Source organism: Corynebacterium tuberculostearicum (genome assembly GCF_022347385.1).
Taxonomy (GTDB): Bacteria; Actinomycetota; Actinomycetes; order Mycobacteriales; family Mycobacteriaceae; genus Corynebacterium; species Corynebacterium tuberculostearicum_M.
In genome coordinates this window covers 1-16834 of the sequence record NZ_JAKRDT010000020.1, presented here as the reverse complement: position 1 = coordinate 16834, position 16834 = coordinate 1, and the positions used below count along the sequence as shown (strand labels likewise).

Genomic DNA, 16834 nt, shown 5'->3' with positions numbered 1-16834 from the left:
GGTAAACAATGCCACGCAGCCTTAAGAAGGGCCCGTTCGTCGATGAGCACCTCCTCAACAAGGTGGATGCTCAGAACGATGCAGGCACCAAGCAGGTCATCAAGACCTGGTCTCGCCGCTCGACCATTCTCCCCGATTTCATCGGTCACACCTTCGCCGTCCATGACGGCCGCAAGCACGTGCCGGTTTTCATCGAGGATTCCATGGTCGGCCACAAGCTGGGCGAGTTTGCACCAACCAAGACCTTTAAGGGTCACGTCAAGGATGACAAGAAGGGACGTCGATAAGCGATGAGTGAGACCATCACCTCCGCATCCGCCACGGCCCGCTACGTCCGCGTCACCCCGATGAAGGCACGTCGCGTGCTCGATCTGGTCCGCGGCAAGTCCGTAAGCGAAGCCCTGGCTATCCTGAAGTACGCACCGCAGGGTGCTTCCAAGCCAGTTGCCAAGGTCGTTGCATCTGCAGCCGCTAACGCTGAGAACAACTTCGGCCTCGACCCGCGCACCCTGGTCATCTCCGAGGCTTATGCCAACGAGGGTCCGACCATGCGTCGTTTCCAGCCGCGTGCACAGGGTCGTGCATTCATGATTCGTAAGCGCACCAGCCACATCACCGTGGTTGTCGAAAGCCAGCAGGAAGGGGCCAAGTAATGGGCCAGAAGATCCATCCTCACGGCCTACGTTTGGGCATCACTTCCGACTGGAAGACCCACTGGTTCGCCGATAAGGACTACGCGAACTACGTAGCCGAAGACATCAAGATTCGTAACTACCTCAACAAGGGCCTCGAGCGCGCCGGCATTGCCGACGTCGTCATCGAGCGCACCCGCGACCGCGTCCGCGTCGACATTCACACCGCCCGCCCGGGCATCGTGATTGGCCGCCGCGGTGCTGAGGCTGACCGCATCCGCCGCGAGCTGGAAAAGCTCACCGGCAAGATGGTTGCTCTCAACATCCTCGAGGTCAAGCAGGTAGACGCAAACGCAACCCTGGTTGCTCACTCCATCGCGGAGCAGCTGGTTAACCGTGTCGCATTCCGTCGTGCAATGCGCAAGGCTATCCAGTCCGCTATGCGCCAGCCACAGGTTAAGGGCATCAAGATCCTGCTGTCCGGCCGCCTGGGCGGTGCAGAAATGTCCCGCGTTGAGCGCTACCACGAGGGTCGCGTTCCGCTGCACACTCTTCGCGCCGAAATCGACTACGGCACCGCAGAGGCCCACACCACCTTCGGCCGCATCGGCATCAAGGTGTGGATCTACAAGGGTGACGTCGTCGGTGGCGTACGCGAGTCCGAACTGAACGCTCCGGCACAGGGCCGTGGCCGTGACCGCAATGGTCGCTCCCGCCGCGGTGGCCAGCGCCGCCAGCGTGCACAGCAGAAGCAGGAGGGCTAATCCATGCTGATTCCTAAGCGTGTTAAGTACCGCCGTCAGCACCGCCCGAACCGTCGCGGCGTGTCCAAGGGCGGTAACCGCATCAACTTCGGCGATTACGCTATCCAGGCTCTCGAGCCGGCGTACATCACCAACCGTCAGATTGAGGCCGCACGTATTGCCATCAACCGCCACGTCAAGCGTGGTGGCAAGGTGTGGATCAACATCTTCCCGGACCGTCCGTTGACCCAGAAGCCGCTTGGCGTTCGTATGGGTTCCGGTAAGGGCCCGGTCGAGAAGTGGGTGGCTAACGTTAAGCCAGGCCGCGTACTTTTCGAGATGAGCTACCCAACCGAGGCCGTTGCTATTGAGGCTCTGCGCCGTGCAGGCCAGAAGCTTCCTTGCAAGGTCCGTATCATCAAGAAGGAGGACCAGTTCTAATGGCAACCGGTACCCCCGCCCACGAGTTCCGTGAGCTCGACAACGCTGAGCTGCAGTCCCGCCTGAAGGATGCGAAGGAAGAGCTGTTCAACCTTCGCTTCCAGAAGGCCACCGGCCAGCTGACCAACAACCGCCGCATCGGCACGGTTAAGCGCGACATTGCCCGCATCTACACCGTTCTGCGCGAGCGCGAGCTGGGCCTGTCCGTTGCTCCGGGAGCTGAGGCTTAATCATGAGTGAGGCTAACGTGACTGAATCCAAGAAGGCACCTACTCCGAAGAAGGAGAAGGTCAAGGGCGCTCCTAAGGTTCGCACCGGCTACGTAGTATCCGACAAGATGACCAAGACCATCGTTGTCGAGCTGGAAGACCGCAAGCAGCACGCCCTGTACGGCAAGATCATGCGCTCTAACAAGAAGGTTAAGGTGCATGATGAGGAAGAAACCGCAGGCATCGGCGATCTCGTACGCATCGCTGAGACCCGCCCGCTGTCCAAGGACAAGCACTTCCGTCTCGTTGAGATCATCGAGAAGGCTAAGTAAAACCTAGCCAGCGCAGCCCCTGCTCCGAATCTTAGGGTTCGGGGTGGGGGCCTTCGCCGTTTTAGGACTTCTTTACGGCCGGGCCCTGCCATAAAACCAGTAGGGTACCCACGTGACGTCGGTGGTATCTAGGCCCCATTCATTCACTGCGAGGCCTCGCACGCTTTTTGCTAGGCTCCCCTCGCCGGAAGCCCATACGTACCCTGGCCCCAGCGCACCGGCATAGTCCGCTCTCAGGGCGGCAACGACAGCCTCCGCCTCCTCGTGCGGTTGGGTATGAATTATCCGCAGGCTGTGTACGCTCGCCTCCCATCTAGCTGCGAGGCCTGGTTCTACCTCGTCGTTGCTGGTAACCACGGCCATAACGTCGGTGGCCCGAAGCATTTCCGGGTTATGTTGTTCTTGGTAGGCCAAAATGTGCCGCAGCGCGGGCAGGGCGGATGCGTCGGCGACTAGAAGTTGTGGCTTCTCGGTTGGCCGCCAGAGGTCGTTGCAGGTGAAGAATCCCGCTGTATCCCCGGCTTGTGCGCGGCGAATCCACCGCGAGCCAGGTCCTGAATCACCGTGTGTCACCACGTCGACATCGACTGTGGCCTCCTCCGAGTGGAGCGCGCGGATGGTGTACCAGCGCAGGTCCGGCCGCCTCTCCTCGTCGATCGCGCTCACAGCCGAGCGGAGGTTTATGCCGTCGACGGGGAAGGGTGTAAATTCCTGTTCAGCTCGGGGCATGACGAGTCCAAAGAATTCATCGGGGCCGGAGAGGGTGTATGTCCGGAACGCCTCGGCGTAGAACGTGAGCCGGTGCAAGCGTGGACGGATCCGTTTATTGGCGGTCAAAGTAACGGGGATGAGTTCGTGCTCAGACATTGGGGCCGATTGTAGAGAAGGGTTCATGTGTCTAATAAATTACTATTTTAGTTTAGCCTTGCCTAATTGACCCTATGCGTTATAGGGTAAGCAAGGTTATTTTCCTCCTTTATTGAAAGGCTTAACCTCATGAAGATTTTCGGCCGTCGCACCATGGGCGCAGTAGCAATGCTTTCCGCCGGAGCCGTAGCTTTAGGCGGTTGCTCGCGCGGTGGGGGCGATGACACAGCTCAGGCGACCGACGCTGCCAGCGAGCAGCGCGTGGCTAGCCTGGGTCTAGGTGATGCCGACACACTGCTTGCCCTGGGGATCACTCCCGTAACGGTGGCGCCGTGGGGTGCTGAGGGCGATGGCGACCCTTCTGGCATCGGCCCCTGGGCAGAGGAACTTTTGGGCGAGGCAAAGCCTGAGGTGATTTATAATACCGCAACCGGATTTACGGCGGATACCTTTGAGCAGGTCACCGCGGCTGACCCCAGCCAGATCATTGCGGTGAACCAGGCGGTGGATGCACGCACGAAAGAATCCCTGGAAGAAATCGCGCCTACCACCGTCAAGCCGAACGGCTATGAAGACTGGCAGGTACCCTGGGAAAAGCAGGTAGAGACCATCGCGGATGCGGTGGGCAAAGAAGACGACGGCGATAAGCTTATCGATGACACCGAAAAGGCCTTCGAGGAATTCCGCCACGAGCACGCGGAATTGCAGGATAAGTCTGCGGCCATCGTCATGCCTTATGACGGCAAAATTGGCCTATACACCGAGGAGGATGGGCGTGGACAATTTATCGAGGACCTTGGCATGGAGATCCCCGATGCATTGCAGGGCGATGGCGGCAGCTTCTTCGTCGACATTGCCCCAGAAAACTACGCGAAGCTTAACCAGGTTGATTACCTCTTTGTCCTGGACTACAACGGTTCCTCCGATGCCTTGAAGAAGGATAAGACCTTCCAAGGCCTCGACATTGTCAAGGATGGTCGCGTGCGCTACTTGGATACGGATACCGGCAATGCCATGAGTATGCCGAACCCGGTGACCATCCCCTGGGCAGTAGATAAATTTGAAGAGAAGCTGTAATTGTTAGCAACCACGATGGACGGCCAAAAAATCCTGCCGGTTTCCACAGCAGATAGTCCTACTACCACACCGGTATTAGCGCGGGCACAGGGGCATAAGATGCTGCTTGTCGCCTTAATCCTCACCAGCCTGGTGTTGGCGGTGGCGTCTTTGGCGGTGGGATCTCGCTCGATTCCGCCCGGGGAAGTCATCGCTGCCCTGCACGGGGCAGGGGAACAAGATATCCGCGATATCGTGTGGAATCTGCGCCTGCCGCGCACCTTCTTGGCTTATTTCGCCGGCGCGGCCCTTGCTGTGGCAGGTGTGCTGGCGCAATCGTGGACCAGAAACCCGCTAGCGGATCCAGGATTTATTGGTGTTACCGCGGGCGCGTCCTTCTTCGTTGCCTTAGGCACGGCCATTGGCATTGCTACCTCCACCAGTACGCGGACCGCCCTCGCGCTCGTTGGCGCGGGTATTACTACGCTGCTGGTCTTAGCCGTATCGCGGCGGTTTGAGGATCCCCTGACGCTCATTCTGGTGGGCGCCGGCGTCTCCGCAGCCTTGGGATCGGGCGCGATGATCATCGGTCTATATTCCACGGACGTCCTCGATAGCATGCGGCGGTGGACTATCGGCTCGACCTTTGGCCGCGGCCTAGAAGACGTCGCGATCGCGGGCATAGGGCTTGTTATTGGCGTAGCGTGTGCGGCGATGGTGGCTAGACCCCTTGACCTCTTGGCCATGGGGGAGGAGTCCTCCCTCGCCTTGGGTGGGTCCCCCACCACCGCGCGGATGGGCGCGGCGCTCAGCGTCGTGGTGTTGGCCGGCAGCGCAACGGCAGCAACAGGTCCCATTGCCTTCGTCGGTTTTGCCATTCCCCATATCGTGCGGCGGGTGGTGGGCCCTAGCGTTGCCACCTTGCTTTTGCCCTCCGCGCTCTTGGGCGGTTGTGCCGTGCTTGCCGCTGATATCACCGGCCGTCTCATTGCGGGTAACTCGGAGCTGGAGATGTCGATCGTCCTCGCGATAGTGGGCGCACCTTTCCTCATTTGGGGTGCTCACCGCGGCGTGGGCCGAGCATGGGGCAATAACGCATGACCGCAATCAGCACTACTTTAAAAGCTCAACAACGCCGCCGGCACGTGCGCGTGCTCGCTTCCACGCTGGTATTCATCCTCATTGCCCTTAGTGCATACCTAGTGTTACTGGGGCAAGGTCCCATGGCATTGAGTCCGTGGCAGGTCATCGATGTCCTCACCGGAGGCGGCAGCAAGAACCGCATCAGGGTGGTGTGGGACTTGCGCCTGCCGGTTGCCATCGCCACCGTCATCGTGGGCGCCACCCTCGGCCTGGCCGGTTCTTGGACGCAAACCATGGCTCGTAACCCGCTGGCCTCCCCGGATATTTTAGGCGTTACCGGCGGGGCGTCGGTGCTGGTGGTCTTGGGCACCGTGCATTCACGTCCCAGTTTCGCCGAGGGGATTCCGGAGTTTTGGTGGCGGGCATGCTTGGCGATGATCGGCGCCCTCCTCGTTGTCATCCTCCTCGCCGTTTTGGGTGGCATCGGTACGAGCAACCGCATCGTCATCGTCGGTATTGCGTTATCACTGATGTTTCAAGCCATCGTCGCGTATTTAATGCGCAGCGCCCAGATCCTGCGCGCTGCGGAGGCGCAAACTTGGCTCGCGGGATCGACTGGATTCGTGCGCATGGAGGTCATCCTCCCCCTCCTGGTGGCATTAGCGCCGTTTCTCGCCATAGGCATCTGGTGCGCGCGGGAGCTGCCGCTGCTTGCCCATGATGATTCCTCCGCAACCACCCTGGGCGTGAACATCTCCCGCCAGCGTGCCCTACTGCTTATTGCGGCAACCGGTATCAGCGCCGTGGTGGTCTCGGTGGTGGGGCCCATTGGGTTTATCGCGCTGTTGGCGCCGCACCTGGCGCGGATGGTGGCGCGCACCCCCACGCCATCGCCGCTGGCATCAGCGGCCGCGGGTGCCGCATTGCTGACCGTGTGTGCTGTGATCGCCGGTGCTATCCCGGTAAATGCACCGGTGGGTGCGGTTTCCTCGGTCATCGGCGGCGGCGCCTTGGTGATAGTGGTGTGGAATGCGGCCGGGCGCAGCTAAAAGTTGTGCTGCGGCACAGCAGGGGAAACGGACAAGCATCGCGCCGGATGGTGCTAGACAGTCAGACGTGGATGAAGGAAAAGAAATGAAGGATAATCAGCCTAATCAGCCTAATCAGCCTAAACAGACCACGAGCCCGAAGCCTCGGTGCAGCCTCCACGCCACCGGCATTCATGCGGGATATAAGGATGGCGGGGATATCCTTGCCGGCGTTGATCTGCACGCCCGCGCCGGCGAAGTCACCACGCTCATTGGGCCCAATGGCTGCGGCAAGTCCACGCTGCTGAAAACTCTCTCGAAAATCCTGGCCCCGCGGCAGGGCAGCGTCATGGTCGGGGAAGTTGACCTACACGCCATGTCTGCGAAGGATGCCGCGCAGCAGGTGGCGTTGCTGCCACAGCACCCCGTGGCCCCCGATGGGCTGCGGGTGGGTGAGTTGGTCGCGCGCGGGCGTCATCCCCATCAGAGGAGGATGCGCGGCCTTTCCGCTACGGACCGGGAGATCATTGCGCAGGCCTGCGAGGCTACCGAAATTGTGGACTTCCTCGATCGTGATATCGCTTCGCTATCGGGCGGGCAGCGCCAGCGCGTCTGGCTGGCGTTGGCCCTGGCACAAGATACGCCCGTGCTGCTTCTCGATGAACCCACAACCTTCCTCGACCCTGCCCATGCCATGCGCATGCTGGAGTTGGCCCGCGCACAGGCGCAGGCGGGAAAGACAGTGGTTGTAGTCCTACACGATCTCATGCTGGCGGGCCACTATTCTGATTCCATGGTGGTGATGAAAGCCGGCGATATCATCGCTCGTGGGGCGCCGAAACAAGCGCTATCCCCGAAGGTTTTGGCGCAGGCCTATGGCATCGAGGCTGAGGCCTGGGAGGATCCGCTTGGCGATGCCCCCATCATCGTTCCCCGCCGCGTCGTAGCGGCGCATTAGTGGAGACCTGCCAATAGTGGCTGTGTGCCAGCCGCTTTACTTGACCTTTCGTTGTACATCTAGCAAGGAAATTGCCACTACAAAAAGATTGAGCACGCTTCCCGCGCCGAGCAAAAAAGTGCCGATTCGATAGGCGCCTGTCCCTACGGCGGCCATATTGCCGTAGATATAGACCCAGATGCCCCAGCCGATGAGCAGAACGAGGCCGGCGAGGCCGGAGAGCAAGCGCAGGCTGCGCGGGGAGGAGGGGGCGAAGAATTTATAGGCGGCGTCGACAAGCGCGCATGCAGCAATGCCCAAACTCAAGCCGCCGGTGAGCCATACCGGTAGCAGAGCGGAGGCGCCAAAGACTACAGGCAAGATAAACGCGAGAAAGGCGAGGATAAAGAGCGCGGCGTGTAACCACAGGGTGCGCTTGGTGTAGGTCATATTAGAAACTGTACTAAGAATTCCCCGGCGTCCGGGCATTTCAATCTTGTAGGGGCTTGGTTTTCGTATACGCGGGTCTTGTTCTGGGCGAAATAAAACTGCGCCGGCCGGACCGAAGCCCGACCGGCGCAGCCAGTCTCAATTCAGCTTCCTACTTGGTAGGAAGGCTCTTGCTTAAGCGAAGAACTTGCGGCGTGCGGCGAATGCGCCAGCAGCAACCATCGCAGCTACGGCCAGAGCAGCCAGAGCCTGTGCAACGGAGTTGGAGCCGGTCTCAGCGGCCATGCCGCGAACGGAATCGGTGCCTTCGCCAGCAGCTGGGGCGGTCGGTGCGTCAGCCTGAGCTGCGTCGCCCTCAGCCAGCTTGCCGCCCTGAGCAACAACCTCGTCCTTGTTGGAGTTCAGCATCTGCTCGGAAGCAGACTTCTCCTCAGCGGTTGGCTCCTGGCCCTTGCGTGCCTCGTCCTTGACGTAGGTCTTGCCGTCCTGGGACAGGTACCAGGTGATGCCACCGATTACCAGGGCTGCCGGAAGTGCCAACCAAGCCAGCTTCTTCTTGTCGAAGCCAGGCTTCGGGTCCTCAGACGGGAATGCCTTTGCGTAAGCGTCGCGCATCTCGTCGGTGATCTCTTCGTTCACCAGAGCTGGGTCATTAACGTAGATAGTCTTATCCTTCAGGCTCTGGTACCACTCGTTGCCCTCGGCGTCCTTCTTGGTGGCTGGAGCAGGGATACCCTCTTCTTCGGAACCCTCGGAGTCAGTACCCTCGGCGTCGGCTGCGCCTTCGGTATCGGCCTCGGTTCCAGGGGTCTCAGAATCAGTGTTTTCACCATCCTCGGACTGCTGACGCTCCCAGATAGCGCGAGCCTGATCCTCAGTGAGGGTAGGTACGCTGTTCTCGCCGGCTGGGTTCTCAAAGCGGTCGCGTGGTGCGTAGCTGCCGTCGGCCTGCTTGTCATAGGTAATGCCATCGGTTTCGATGGAGGCTGGTAGTGGCATCTGAGCCTGAGCAACAGCTGCACCGCCGAAGGCGAGAGCGCCAGTCAGTGCTGCAGCGGTCAGAGTCTGTGGCAAACGCTTCATGTGGTTCTCCTTAAGGGAATGTGTTGTTACGCGCATCCGGTGGAGGTACGCGCCAAAAGTTATGAGTCGTTCTCGACGCCAATCACGATAGTCACACGATTCACAGTTGTCACGCTAGAAACATTAATTAACTGAGATTTTCATGCGTTGCAGATGTAGGAAACCTGGCAAATTGGAACGGGTGTGCGCCTGAAATTGCACTAAGAGACGTTAGCGTGTTGGACGTATGTGCAGATAATGCGGTCAACATCGCCAAGCGTGTGTGTCACTGCATTCGAAATTAGGGGCCAAGGGGGTAGGCGGGGGTGTTGGCGAAAATAATTTGGGAAGAGAGGGGGGCGTCGGCAAGCGCTAAGTGGTGTTTTGGTATGGGCGCTGGCGTGTGGTTGAATGTATAGGTTGCAAAAGCTGGTCGGCCCGTAGCGGTGCGTTTCCGAACCGCCGGTCCGAGACCCTTCGGCATAGTCCGTTGTCAAGGCTTGAGCATCGCAAGTTTGTAGACCGCGTGCGGCAAGGACGGAAATCTTACCGCACATCAATCCAGGTCAGGAGACCCATAGTGATTCAGCAAGAATCGCGTCTGCGCGTCGCCGACAACTCTGGTGCACGTGAACTGCTGTGCATCCGCGTTCTCGGCGGCTCTGTCCGACGCTCCGCTGGCATCGGCGACGTCATCGTCGCGACTGTCAAGGACGCCGTTCCAGGCGGCAACGTCAAGGAAGGCGACGTAGTTAAGGCCGTTATCGTCCGCGCCAAGAAGGAGACCCGTCGTCCGGACGGCTCCTACATTCGCTTCGACGAGAACGCTGCAGTTGTTCTCAAGGGCGATAGCGAGCCCCGTGGTACCCGTATCTTCGGACCGGTTGCTCGCGAACTTCGTGACAAGCGTTTCATGAAGATCGTTTCTCTCGCACCGGAGGTGATCTAGTCTTATGAAGATCCATAAGGGAGATATGGTGATTGTCATTTCGGGCCCAGATAAGGGCGCGAAGGGCAAGGTCATCGAGGCATACCCAAAGCGTGACAAGGTCCTCGTTGAGGGCGTTAACCGCATCAAGAAGCACGTCGCAAACTCTGCTGCCGAGCGTGGCGCCGAGTCCGGCGGAATCGTTACCCAGGAAGCTCCGATCCACGTGTCCAACGTTGCGATCGTTGACTCCGAAGGCAACCCGACCCGCGTGGGCTACCGTTTCGACGAGAACGGCAAGAAGGTCCGTATCGCGCGTAGCAACGGGAAGGACATCTAAAAATGAGCGAGAACTACACCCCGCGTCTGAAGACTCGCTACCGCGAGGAAATCCGCAAGTCCCTGAATGACGAGTTCAAGTACGACAACGTCATGCAGATCCCTGGTGTCACCAAGGTCGTCGTCAACATGGGCGTTGGCGAAGCCGCACGTGACTCCAAGGTCATCAACGGCGCACTCGAGGATCTGACCGCTATTACCGGTCAGAAGCCGCAGCTGCGTCGCGCTAAGAAGTCCATCGCGAACTTCAAGCTCCGCGAGGGCATGCCCATCGGTGCACGCGTTACCCTGCGCGGCGACCGTATGTGGGAGTTCTTGGACCGCCTGCTGACCATCGCGCTGCCACGTATTCGTGACTTCCGCGGCCTGTCTGATCAGCAGTTCGACGGCCACGGCAACTACACCTTCGGCCTGTCCGAGCAGTCCATGTTCTACGAGATCGACATCGACAAGATCGATCGCCCTCGTGGTATGGACATCACCGTCGTTACCACCGCTACTAACGACGACGAGGGCCGCAAGCTCCTGCGCGAGCTCGGCTTCCCGTTCAAGTAAATAGAGCGCTAAGAATCCCAACTCCCCGGAAGGGGCGTTGGGATTTTCTAGTTTTACCGAGCACCTTGAATTCAAAGGTGCGCAGGCGCTGGCGTGCGCGGGCCTGGCTTAAGCGCTTTCGGCCTCTGTGTGAGTGGTGCCCTCATACTGCCAGCCGACGACCGCGTTGCGTACCGCTGGCTCCAACGGATTCGCAGGTTGGATACAACTAATGGTGAGCAGGCGGCCGGGCATGGGCCCATCGCCCCAGATAGAGGTGTCATCAGAAAGGCCTTGCTTATCAGGGTCGTGCAGATCGGTTGCGGTATAGATGAGCCAGTTCTGCCCGGAGTCTTGGGTGCGCACGTAGAGCTTGTCTCCCAGATGAACCTTGTGCTCATTGGCGGAGCCATCGTAGAGATTATTGAATACGCCTGGCACGCCCGCACCCGTATGCCCGGCGATGACTACGATGTCCTGGGCCGTCGTGCCCGGCAGTGAATAAGGACGGTCTTCGGCTGTATAGGTGCAGGCCTTATTCATGGAATCCGGATTGATAGCGCCATTGAACACGCGGCAGGAACCATCCTCAAACTCGGCGTGTACCTCGATCGCTGGGATGAATAGCTCTACCGCGGGGGAAGGTTCAATAGCAGGCGCCTCTTGGGCGGTGACTTCGTTGGTCTCCAGGCCTTCGGGCGGATTGACCACGCGATTGATGGTGCTGGCGATCGCTATCGTGGCGATGATGCCCACGACGACGCGCAGGATGCCGGAGGACTTCCATGCTTCTTTGATGCGGTGCCACAGGGTGGGCTTACGGCGCTGGCGAGGGAGGGAAGTGTCCTCGATGCGGCGCGGCGGGCGGCGGCGCTGTTGTTGGCGGGTGCGCGACTCGGTCTGGCGCCACTGGCGATCCGCATCCGTGTGCTGGGAACGCGATGGGACGTGCCGGCGCCCGTTAGTAGGAAGCCGATTCGGTTCCCTCCGCGGCCGGTAGTGGGAATCCATGCGACCTCCGAAGAGAAATTAAGGGTTATAGGAAAGCTCTAGCTTACAACGCAGGGGTATGCATTCCCGGAATTGGCTCGGAAATAGGTGGTCAGGATAGGATTAGAAGGATTTAATTCGCTCTAATTAATGAGGTAAAAGATGTCTCTCAATGATGCTGCCAAGGCGGCAGCTGTCAAAAAGGTCACCTTGTTGGATGAATCCTTCTCTCGCTTCGCGGTGCGCTCCACCTTGGCCGGCGTGTACCTGTGCATCGGTACCGCATTTGCTGGTGTGGTTGGCCAAGCCGTCAATGGTGTAGCACCAGGCTTGGGTGCGGTGACCTTTGCTCTATTCTTTGGCCTCGGGCTCTTCGCCATTTTGATTCTGGGCGCGGATCTGGCCACGGGAAACATGATGTATATGGTCTATGCCGCAAGCAATAAGCAGGTCTCGTGGGGCAAAGCCTTCTACCTTTTGCTCATCACGACTCTCTTCAATCTGGTGGGCGCAGTCATCTTTGCGGCCATCATGGGTATGTCCGCAAAATTCGCTGACATGGATCCTTCGCATCTGTTGGTCACCCTTTCTGAGGGGAAGCTGACCAAGTCCCCGCAGGGAATGCTGGTAGAGGGAATCGCGGCGAACTTTGTGGTCAATATGGGCATCGTCGGCGCCATCTTTGCTAAGGACATTGTCTCTAAGTTCTTCGTCATCATTCCGATTATTGGCGCCTTTGTTGGCCTGGGCCTGGAGCACGTAATTGCGAACTTCTGCCTGTTTAGTCTCACCCTCTTTGGATCCGATCCGTTGCCTGCAACCCTGACTGTGGGCAATGTGGCGCTCAATTGGATCCTGGTGTGGATCGGCAATTTGATTGGCGGCGGTCTGCTGATTGGCGGCGTATACGCCTGGCTTAACCGTGGGCCGGAGGCTTACCGCGACTAGGCGAGCTCGCCGGAATACAGATTAAAGCGGTCGCCGCGAGCGAAGCCGACGAGCGCCATGCCGGTTTCGCGGGCCGTCTCGACGGCCAGGGAGGAGGCGGCGCTGACGGCAACGAGCATGCCGAATCCGGCCATCGCGGCCTTTTGGACGAGCTCGAAGCTGGCGCGCGAGCTCATCACCAAAATGAGGTCATCGGCGGGGAGTTTGTCCTCTAATAGAAGGTGGCCGATGACCTTATCCGCAGCATTGTGGCGGCCGATATCCTCGCGAATGACTACCGGTTCACCGTCCAAGGTGAAGGCACCGGCGGCGTGGATGCCGCCGGTCTTTTTAAATTGCTTCTGCTCAGCCCGGAGCTTGTCTGGCAGCTTGGCGACGACATAGGGGTCCACTGGTATATGCGGAATCGGGTAGCGGGTCTGCTTAGTCAAAGCCTCGATAGAAGAGGTGCCGCATACGCCGCAGGCGGAAGTGGTGGTGGTTAGCCGCAGATCGTTCAGGTCCAGTACGTTCTTCTTCGCCAGATCGATGTCCAGCAGGTTGTAGGTATTCATGCCGTTGACGGTGGCGCCGGCGCAGTAGCGGGCCTCGGTGACGTCGCTAAGCGAAGCAATATGGCCCTCTGAATGCAAGAACCCATGCGCCAGCTCAATGTCATGGCCAGGGGTGCGCATGGTGGTGGTGATGGTCTGACCACCCGCGCGGATCTCGAGGGGCTCCTCGCCGGCGACCGTATCGGCGCGGGTATCGACCTGCAGGCCATCTCCCAGGCGGACCTTGGTGACGGCAAAGGTGGAATTTTTGCGGCCGGCCATTACTGCAGCTCCTGCTTCAGGACATCGATATTGCCGCGGGCTTCCTCTACGTTGCCGGAGGCTAGACCCACGAGGAAAGCAGTAAGTGGGGCCGCGGGGCGGGAGCGATTGTGCGCAACGTCCTTGGTAAGGTCCAGGATCTCGCGGGTGAGTGCGGTTGCCTCCTGAGGATCGAGGCCGAGATGACGGGCGGCTTCTTCGAGCCACTCGTGTGCGGATTGGATGGGGTCCTCGTGTGTTTGGCTCATCACCATCTCCTTATTCACGTTCGTGCTGGTCTCGACTCTAATGAAGGCGCGAGACTATTTGGAAAACCGCAGGTTATGGCGTAGCATAGTACCTCGTGCTTGCGCCGAGGCGTCAGCGTGCCCCAATCATTGCGGATTTTGGTGCGCTGAGCTGCAGAAAGCGCTGAGCCGATGCAAGAACTGAACATCAACTTTGTTGTAGGCCCCTCGCCGTAGATAGCGGACCGTTGTCTGAATCAAAGGGTGGCGAGCGCCTTACGGTATTGACCGTAGGGAGCGTGAGTAGCCCGAAATCACACGGAGAACGCTTTGGTGAGCACGGGAACCGCAACGAGAAAGGTACACGGTCACTCATATGACTATGACTGATCCTATTGCCGACATGCTGTCGCGCGTGCGCAACGCAAGTAATGCGCACCATGACACCGTGTCGATGCCTACCTCCAAGCTGAAGGCAAACATTGCCGACATCTTGAAGCAGGAAGGCTACATCGCTGACTACACCGTCGAGGGCCACACCCTGTCCCTCGAGCTGAAGTACAACAACCGCGAGCGCTCCCTGTCTGGCCTGCGTCGCGTGTCTAAGCCGGGTCTGCGTGTGTACGCAAAGTCCACCGAACTGCCACAAGTCTTGGGCGGCCTGGGCGTGGCTATCATTTCCACGTCCCACGGCGTGCTGACTGACCGTCAGGCTGAGGAGAAGGGCGTAGGCGGAGAAGTTCTCGCCTACGTCTGGTAAAGGGAGGTTTGACACATGTCTCGAGTCGGTCTAGCACCAATCGCCGTACCGAACGGCGTCGAAATCAAGATCAACGGCCAAGACGTTGAGGTTAAGGGCCCTAAGGGCACCCAGAGCGTTAACGTTCCAGAGCCTATCGCCATCAACCTGGAAGACGGTGTACTGTCCGTCTCCCGCCCTGATGACCACCGCAAGCACCGTGCTCTGCACGGTCTGTCCCGCTCCCTGCTGAACAACGCCGTTGTTGGCGTGACCGAGGGCTACACCATCAAGATGGAAATCTTCGGTGTCGGCTACCGTGTCCAGCAGAAGGGTAAGGACCTGGAATTCAGCCTGGGCTACTCCCACCCGATCCTCATCGAGGCTCCGGAGGGAATTACCTTCGCAGTGGACGGCGCAACCAAGCTGTCCATTACCGGTATTGACAAGCAACTAGTCGGACAGATCGCCGCTAATATCCGTCGTCTGCGTAAGGACGATCCTTACAAGGGCAAGGGTATTCGCTACGAGGGCGAGCAGATCCGTCGCAAGGTCGGAAAGACGGGTAAGTAAGCAATGGCAAACACTGAAAACACCAAGCGCACTCCAGTCGGCAAGGACATTTCCTCTCGTCGTCGCGAAGCACGCGCACGCCGTCACTTCCGTATCCGTAAGACCCTGCGTGGCACCCCTGAGGCACCGCGTCTGGTTCTTCACCGCTCCTCCCGTCACATGCACGTCCAGGTCATCGATGACCTGGCAGGCCACACCCTGGTCTCCGCATCCTCCATGGAGGCGGACGTTCGTGCACTCGAGGGCGATAAGAAGGCCAAGGCTGCCAAGGTAGGCGAGCTGGTTGCCGAGCGCGCTAAGGCCGCTGGCATCGAGCACGTCGTATTTGACCGCGCAGGCTACAAGTACCACGGCCGCGTCGCTGCGCTGGCTGACGCCGCACGTGAAGGTGGTCTGAAGTTCTAATGATCATCGTCAACGGAAACATCAACGGAAGGAACGCCTAATGTCGGACCGTGAACAGCGTGACGGCGGACGCTCCGCCGAGAACAACAAGAACAACCGCGGTGGCAACGGCCGCCGCAACGATCGTCGTAACCAGCAGGACAACGAGCGCGATAAGTACATCGAGCGCGTTGTGACCATCAACCGCGTCTCCAAGACCGTTAAGGGTGGCCGCAACATGTCCTTCACCGCCCTCGTCGTCGTTGGTGACGGCCAGGGTCAGGTTGGCGTTGGCTACGGCAAGGCCAAGGAAGTCCCAGCCGCAATCCAGAAGGGCGCTGAAGAGGCTCGCAAGAACTTCTTCCGCGTTCCGATGATTGCCGGCACCATCACCCACCCGGTTGAGGGTCGCGACGCAGCTGGCATCGTCATGATGAAGCCTGCCGCACCTGGTACCGGTGTTATCGCTGGTGGTGCTGCTCGTCCAGTGCTCGAATGCGCTGGCGTGCAGGACATCCTGTCGAAGTCCCTGGGCTCCGACAACGCACTCAACGTCGTCCGCGCTACCGTGGACGGCCTCAAGCAGCTGGTCCGCCCTGAAGAGGTTGCCGCACGTCGTGGCAAGTCCATCGAAGAGGTCACCCCGGCCCGTATGCTGCGCAAGCGCGCAGGTCAGGAGGCATAAGCAATGGCTCTGAAGATTACACAGGTAAAGGGCCTGGTGGGCACCAAGCCGAACCACCGCAAGAACATTGAGGCTCTCGGCCTCAAGCGCATCGGTCAGTCCGTAGTTAAGCAGGACACCCCGGTCGTTCGCGGTATGGTTCACAAGGTTCGCCACCTGGTCACCGTCGAAGAAGTGGCAGGGGAGTAAACCATGGCTGATATCATCAAGCTGCACGACCTGCGCCCAACCGCAGGAGCAAACAAGCCTAAGACCCGCGTCGGCCGCGGTGAGGCATCCAAGGGTAAGACCGCTGGTCGCGGTACCAAGGGCACCGGTGCTCGTAAGCAGGTTTCCGCTGCTTTCGAGGGTGGCCAGATGCCGATCCACATGCGTCTGCCTAAGTTGAAGGGCTTCAAGAACCCGAACCATGTTGAGTACCAGGTAGTTAACGTTGCTGACCTGGCTGAGAAGTTCGCAGATGGCGGCGACATCACCGTTGCTGACATCGCAGCTGCTGGCCTGGTCCGCGCTAACAAGCCGGTCAAGGTTCTGGGCAACGGCGACATCAACGTTAAGTTGAACGTCACCGCTGACAAGTTCTCCAAGTCTGCTGTAGAGAAGATCGAAGCTGCTGGCGGTTCCGCCAACACCAAGTAATCTCCTCTAGGTAGATTTCATCCCCCTCTCCGCACACGCGGGGCAGGGGGATGTTTCCGTTTTTGTAGGCATGGCGGATTCTAGTGGTCGTGGAAACACGTCTTATGTTTCGGTTGAGTTTATCAGTGCGGCCATTTTCTCGGCTGGTGTTTGAAAGCCCAGGGTTTTGCGGGGGCGGCGGTTGAGTTGCATG

26 protein-coding genes are annotated in these 16834 nt (G+C 59.4%); 20 read left to right on the top strand and 6 right to left on the bottom strand.

Annotated elements, in window-relative coordinates; all coding sequences use genetic code 11:
* Window positions 1-8: 8 nt before the first annotated feature.
* From rpsS to rpsQ, 6 genes are read left to right on the top strand one after another with little or no spacing between them, the layout of a single operon-like run.
* Window positions 9-287 (top strand): 30S ribosomal protein S19, encoded by a 279-nt coding sequence (gene rpsS, locus MHK00_RS10215; RefSeq protein ID WP_005276936.1) that lies wholly within the window; start codon window positions 9-11, stop codon window positions 285-287.
* A 3-nt stretch (window positions 288-290) separates the two neighbouring features.
* Entirely contained in the window at window positions 291-653 is a 363-nt protein-coding gene (gene rplV, locus MHK00_RS10210) for a 50S ribosomal protein L22 (protein WP_005276938.1), read from the top strand.
* A complete protein-coding gene (rpsC, locus tag MHK00_RS10205; RefSeq protein WP_023027807.1) occupies window positions 653-1396 on the top strand; it encodes a 30S ribosomal protein S3 in 744 nt (247 codons plus the stop codon). The genes rplV and rpsC overlap by 1 nt, the downstream gene beginning before the upstream one ends.
* Before the next feature lie 3 nt (window positions 1397-1399).
* Entirely contained in the window at window positions 1400-1816 is a 417-nt protein-coding gene (gene rplP, locus MHK00_RS10200) for a 50S ribosomal protein L16 (RefSeq protein WP_005322843.1), read from the top strand.
* Complete coding sequence (gene rpmC / locus MHK00_RS10195; RefSeq protein ID WP_005322842.1) at window positions 1816-2046, top strand: 50S ribosomal protein L29; 231 nt, start codon at window positions 1816-1818, stop codon at window positions 2044-2046. The genes rplP and rpmC overlap by 1 nt, the downstream gene beginning before the upstream one ends.
* A gap of 2 nt (window positions 2047-2048) precedes the next feature.
* Window positions 2049-2357, top strand: a complete 309-nt coding sequence (gene rpsQ / locus MHK00_RS10190; protein ID WP_250411659.1) for a 30S ribosomal protein S17 — start codon at window positions 2049-2051, stop codon at window positions 2355-2357.
* Window positions 2358-2429: 72 nt separating this feature from the next.
* Here rpsQ and MHK00_RS10185 read toward each other — a convergent pair whose 3' ends face one another.
* Complete coding sequence (locus MHK00_RS10185) at window positions 2430-3251, bottom strand: siderophore-interacting protein (RefSeq protein ID WP_250411657.1); 822 nt, start codon at window positions 3249-3251, stop codon at window positions 2430-2432.
* A gap of 102 nt (window positions 3252-3353) precedes the next feature.
* On the opposite strand from MHK00_RS10185, the gene MHK00_RS10180 reads away from it, so the two are divergent.
* The 4 genes from MHK00_RS10180 (at window position 3354) to MHK00_RS10165 (ending at window position 7349) form a co-directional block, all read left to right on the top strand.
* A complete protein-coding gene (locus tag MHK00_RS10180; protein ID WP_250411655.1) occupies window positions 3354-4301 on the top strand; it encodes an ABC transporter substrate-binding protein in 948 nt (315 codons plus the stop codon).
* Window positions 4302-5381, top strand: coding sequence for a FecCD family ABC transporter permease (locus MHK00_RS10175; RefSeq protein WP_250411653.1), 1080 nt, complete (start codon window positions 4302-4304; stop codon window positions 5379-5381).
* Window positions 5378-6412, top strand: a complete 1035-nt coding sequence (locus MHK00_RS10170; RefSeq protein ID WP_250411651.1) for a FecCD family ABC transporter permease — start codon at window positions 5378-5380, stop codon at window positions 6410-6412. Before MHK00_RS10175 ends, MHK00_RS10170 begins: the two co-directional genes overlap by 4 nt.
* 85 nt (window positions 6413-6497) lie before the next feature.
* The gene (locus tag MHK00_RS10165; RefSeq protein ID WP_250411649.1) at window positions 6498-7349 is read left to right on the top strand and encodes an ABC transporter ATP-binding protein; all 852 of its coding nucleotides are present in this window, start codon (window positions 6498-6500) and stop codon (window positions 7347-7349) included.
* Window positions 7350-7385: 36 nt separating this feature from the next.
* Here the strand turns inward: MHK00_RS10165 and MHK00_RS10160 are convergent, their stop codons facing one another.
* Both MHK00_RS10160 and MHK00_RS10155 read right to left on the bottom strand, forming a co-directional pair.
* On the bottom strand, window positions 7386-7778 hold the full coding sequence (locus MHK00_RS10160) for a multidrug transporter (RefSeq protein WP_250411647.1): 393 nt from the start codon (window positions 7776-7778) through the stop codon (window positions 7386-7388).
* A 174-nt stretch (window positions 7779-7952) separates the two neighbouring features.
* Complete coding sequence (locus tag MHK00_RS10155; protein ID WP_250411645.1) at window positions 7953-8861, bottom strand: hypothetical protein; 909 nt, start codon at window positions 8859-8861, stop codon at window positions 7953-7955.
* A 559-nt stretch (window positions 8862-9420) separates the two neighbouring features.
* Between MHK00_RS10155 and rplN the strand changes: the two genes are divergently transcribed.
* From rplN to rplE, 3 genes are read left to right on the top strand one after another with little or no spacing between them, the layout of a single operon-like run.
* Window positions 9421-9789, top strand: a complete 369-nt coding sequence (gene rplN / locus MHK00_RS10150) for a 50S ribosomal protein L14 (protein ID WP_005322812.1) — start codon at window positions 9421-9423, stop codon at window positions 9787-9789.
* Between the two features lie 4 nt (window positions 9790-9793).
* Window positions 9794-10108: a 50S ribosomal protein L24 gene (gene rplX, locus MHK00_RS10145; protein WP_023027809.1), complete on the top strand. Its 315-nt coding sequence runs from the start codon at window positions 9794-9796 to the stop codon at window positions 10106-10108.
* A 2-nt stretch (window positions 10109-10110) separates the two neighbouring features.
* Window positions 10111-10662, top strand: coding sequence for a 50S ribosomal protein L5 (rplE, locus tag MHK00_RS10140; protein WP_005322808.1), 552 nt, complete (start codon window positions 10111-10113; stop codon window positions 10660-10662).
* Between the two features lie 108 nt (window positions 10663-10770).
* Here rplE and MHK00_RS10135 read toward each other — a convergent pair whose 3' ends face one another.
* A complete protein-coding gene (locus MHK00_RS10135; protein WP_250411643.1) occupies window positions 10771-11652 on the bottom strand; it encodes a sortase family protein in 882 nt (293 codons plus the stop codon).
* 141 nt (window positions 11653-11793) lie between these two features.
* On the opposite strand from MHK00_RS10135, the gene MHK00_RS10130 reads away from it, so the two are divergent.
* Window positions 11794-12579, top strand: a complete 786-nt coding sequence (locus MHK00_RS10130; RefSeq protein WP_179387384.1) for a formate/nitrite transporter family protein — start codon at window positions 11794-11796, stop codon at window positions 12577-12579.
* On the opposite strand, the gene fdhD is transcribed toward MHK00_RS10130, so the two are convergent.
* Both fdhD and MHK00_RS10120 read right to left on the bottom strand, forming a co-directional pair.
* A complete protein-coding gene (gene fdhD / locus MHK00_RS10125; protein ID WP_250411641.1) occupies window positions 12576-13394 on the bottom strand; it encodes a formate dehydrogenase accessory sulfurtransferase FdhD in 819 nt (272 codons plus the stop codon). The genes MHK00_RS10130 and fdhD overlap by 4 nt on opposite strands.
* Window positions 13394-13642, bottom strand: coding sequence for a DUF6457 domain-containing protein (locus MHK00_RS10120; RefSeq protein WP_250411639.1), 249 nt, complete (start codon window positions 13640-13642; stop codon window positions 13394-13396). The genes fdhD and MHK00_RS10120 overlap by 1 nt, the downstream gene beginning before the upstream one ends.
* A 355-nt stretch (window positions 13643-13997) precedes the next feature.
* On the opposite strand from MHK00_RS10120, the gene rpsH reads away from it, so the two are divergent.
* From rpsH to rplO, 6 genes are read left to right on the top strand one after another with little or no spacing between them, the layout of a single operon-like run.
* Window positions 13998-14381: a 30S ribosomal protein S8 gene (rpsH, locus tag MHK00_RS10115; RefSeq protein ID WP_005322799.1), complete on the top strand. Its 384-nt coding sequence runs from the start codon at window positions 13998-14000 to the stop codon at window positions 14379-14381.
* Between the two features lie 15 nt (window positions 14382-14396).
* The gene (gene rplF, locus MHK00_RS10110) at window positions 14397-14933 is read left to right on the top strand and encodes a 50S ribosomal protein L6 (RefSeq protein ID WP_005322792.1); all 537 of its coding nucleotides are present in this window, start codon (window positions 14397-14399) and stop codon (window positions 14931-14933) included.
* 3 nt (window positions 14934-14936) lie between these two features.
* A complete protein-coding gene (rplR, locus tag MHK00_RS10105) occupies window positions 14937-15338 on the top strand; it encodes a 50S ribosomal protein L18 (protein ID WP_005322788.1) in 402 nt (133 codons plus the stop codon).
* Between the two features lie 40 nt (window positions 15339-15378).
* Window positions 15379-16002 (top strand): 30S ribosomal protein S5, encoded by a 624-nt coding sequence (rpsE, locus tag MHK00_RS10100; protein WP_005322780.1) that lies wholly within the window; start codon window positions 15379-15381, stop codon window positions 16000-16002.
* 3 nt (window positions 16003-16005) lie between these two features.
* Window positions 16006-16191 (top strand): 50S ribosomal protein L30, encoded by a 186-nt coding sequence (rpmD, locus tag MHK00_RS10095; RefSeq protein ID WP_005322779.1) that lies wholly within the window; start codon window positions 16006-16008, stop codon window positions 16189-16191.
* 3 nt (window positions 16192-16194) lie between these two features.
* Complete coding sequence (gene rplO / locus MHK00_RS10090) at window positions 16195-16641, top strand: 50S ribosomal protein L15 (RefSeq protein WP_005322777.1); 447 nt, start codon at window positions 16195-16197, stop codon at window positions 16639-16641.
* Window positions 16642-16834: the final 193 nt, after the last annotated feature.